1 protein-coding gene is annotated in these 1,170 nt (G+C 52.9%); it reads right to left on the bottom strand.

Annotated elements, in window-relative coordinates; genetic code table 11:
* Window positions 1-147: 147 nt before the first annotated feature.
* Entirely contained in the window at window positions 148-738 is a 591-nt protein-coding gene (locus HWQ67_RS19215) for a hypothetical protein (RefSeq protein WP_218254305.1), read from the bottom strand.
* Between the last annotated feature and the right edge of the window lie 432 nt (window positions 739-1,170).

Below are 1,170 nucleotides of genomic sequence, written 5' to 3'. Positions count from 1 at the left end.
ACATATCCAAGAATGGAGTGGTTTGGCCTTTTCCTATTGGGCCTTTCTCGCACTGGCGAGGGCCACGATGACTTGGCTGCGCTGTTTGGGTATTGGTGGGATGATTTTCTTTTTAGTTGCACATGCTTATGCCGGGATTAATCCCGGTTACGAACCTACCACAGGAATGAGCTCGGTCCACACTACGTTGTACACAATCTCGGCCGTGAACGCAATCACACACGATTGCGCAGCAGGAGCCACCACACTAAACGTAAACGTTTGTTGCTCCAGAGGATCGGAACCAGCGTTACCGCGAAGATTGGCGTTGTCCATGGTGTCACCACCGTAGGCCTGACGCGCGTTCCAGCTGCGCCGAAACACCTTTGGTTCTTGATTGTACCCGATGATCTGGTACGGGCCCGCGCTGGGCAGCTCCGCCGCCTGCGCAATAGATGTTGGAGACACCGTAGTATCATCTTCGATGTACAGCACACCGGAGCAAGAGTTAGCCACCAACGGGGCTGACTCGGACACGACTTGGGCCGTGATCTTAATGCTGCTACTCAGCACAGTCCAATGATTGTACAGCTCCTTGATCTGATCATAGTAGTAGGGTTGGTGCCCGGTCGCGGTCACATCCGGATCGTACATTCCGTTCACCCGGAACACGAAGGAGGTTGGCACAGTCGTCGCAGGAACACTATACTCCTGCAAATAACGGATGTAGCGGTGCTTCATGAAGAGCTGGTTGGGCATCCCCGTGCGGTACGTCCGCACTCCACGCGGGATGGTAGTCGTACGCGAACGCGACGAGGGCACAATCGCCTGTCCTTTCCCGCCACGCTTCGCCTTGGCTTGAGTCCGTTGACGCTTGGGGGTGAACATTTGATTTGTGGTTGTTCAGGTTTTTAACGGTAAGTGTTTTTGCACAAACAGGCAGACTGTCAATCCCTTTGTGCATTACACAGAGTTTTAGGGAAAAGTAGTGCAAGCGCGCTTGCACAGAGGGTCTAGGTAATAATGCTGACTACCCCTTTGAGGTCGTCATCTCTAGCCCCTCTTTAGTACTTTTTTTACACACATATCCAAGAATGGAGTGGTTTGGCCTTTTCCTATTGGGCCTTTCTCGCACTGGCGAGGGCCACGATGACTTGGCTGCGCTGTTTGGGTATTGGTGGGATGATTTTC

The organism is Candidatus Magnetobacterium casense, assembly GCF_019173545.1.
In the GTDB taxonomy this organism is placed as follows: Bacteria; Nitrospirota; Thermodesulfovibrionia; order Thermodesulfovibrionales; family Magnetobacteriaceae; genus Magnetobacterium; species Magnetobacterium cryptolimnobacter.
Note: the sequence above shows the minus strand (reverse complement) of the source record. Positions and strands in the feature narration are given on the sequence as shown.

What these genes read in the sequence shown, in the direction of transcription:
- HWQ67_RS19215 (WP_218254305.1), bottom strand. Translation starts at nt 738, where the DNA reads ATGCCCAACCAGCTCTTCATGAAGCACCGCTACATCCGTTATTTGCAG.